We start from the raw sequence: 1,373 nt of genomic DNA, 5'->3' as shown, positions 1-1,373 counted from the left end.
GACGGGCAGACCGGGCAAGAGGCTCCGGTTGTGCATGGACAAAGGGTATGAAGCGGAATGGTTGGGATCGTATCTGAGAAGTCGTCGCTATGAGCCTCATGTCCAGTCACGGAAGGATGAATCAGAAGCCATCAAAAACACGGATTTTAAGGCCCACCGCTGGGTTGTAGAGAGAACACACAGTTGGATGAATCGCTACCGTCGTGTCCTGACTCGTTGGGAGAAAAAGGTCGAAAATTACGAGGCAATGCTGCATCTTGCCTGTGCCATCATTGTCTGGAATAAAATCCTTTTGGGATAGGTTCTTATTCATTCTTTATCCCATTTAGTTTATATATCATGATTTGATACATATCTTGGCATCGACGTGTTATTTCAAGCTTACCTTTAAAAAATTATCATAAAATGCCTAGAAACAGATAAAAAGTGCGAACAAAAGCCGACAAAAAACATTTTATTGTTTATGGTTTTTAGCCTTTTGCGGAAGGATGATATAATAATTCGGCTCACACATTTATTTGAGGGTAAACAGTCGGTTCTATGACCGCCATTGAAGATAAGTTAACTCAAAACATAATAAAACAGGGCTTCACTAGATATGAAACCCTTTAATTTAACCTGAGCTTATTTTAATTTACTGTTACACAACTCTTGTAGCCGATTAATAAAGCGTGCAACATGGAAGCCATCACAAACTGCATGATGAACCTGTACTGAGAGCGGCAATAACAGTCTATCCCCTTCTTGCTGATATTTTGCCATTGTTATAATGGGTGCAAAATAATCGGTAAAATTAGCAACATTTAAATTAAAGCTATCAAAATTAACCCAAGGTAATGCTGAAATATTTAAATGATTTTCTGGTGTTACCCCTTGAGGAAATAACTTGGTATCACTTTTATAACGTTCCATTACCGATAAATAATTCACCATAAATTGATCAATATCGGATGAGTATGGGCAACTCAGTGCTGAAAATGTCTCTGTTTCTTGATGGAATACGGTGAATTGTGGGTCGACTGAATCCCATACGATCAATTCATCATCTTTTATCGCCATTCTCAACTCATCAAATTGATTCACGGCCTGAGCAATCAGATAGATCATTACCGGATAAAACTTATACGCTGAATCATCCAATGACTTTTTTAACGTCGTGATATCAATTTTGCTTGTTAAGCTAAAACCACATGGTAAACGATGCCGATAAAACTCAAAATGCTCACGGCGAACCCAATTTTTTACATCAAATTTTGTATAGTTCATAACATATCCCTTCTGAATTTTTATTTACTAAGAACCTATCCCAATAGGTTTTTAGTCCAGACAATGATACCACAGGCAAAATGCAGCATCGCCTCATAATTCTCGAC

The 1,373-nt window shown here is 37.9% G+C and carries 2 protein-coding genes; one reads left to right on the top strand and one right to left on the bottom strand.

Features of this window, described 5'->3' with window-relative positions:
- Positions 1-301: transposase (locus tag R7P74_RS24755; protein WP_206937204.1), on the top strand; the 301-nt coding region annotated here is incomplete at its 5' end.
- 323 nt (positions 302-624) lie between these two features.
- Here the strand turns inward: R7P74_RS24755 and R7P74_RS24750 are convergent.
- Positions 625-1,266 (bottom strand): type A-3 chloramphenicol O-acetyltransferase CatIII, encoded by a 642-nt coding sequence (locus R7P74_RS24750; protein WP_004920769.1) that lies wholly within the window; start codon positions 1,264-1,266, stop codon positions 625-627.
- Positions 1,267-1,373: the final 107 nt, after the last annotated feature.

It is taken from the genome of Vibrio sp. 2033 (assembly GCF_033339735.1).
This window is presented reverse-complemented; position numbering and strand designations above follow the sequence as displayed.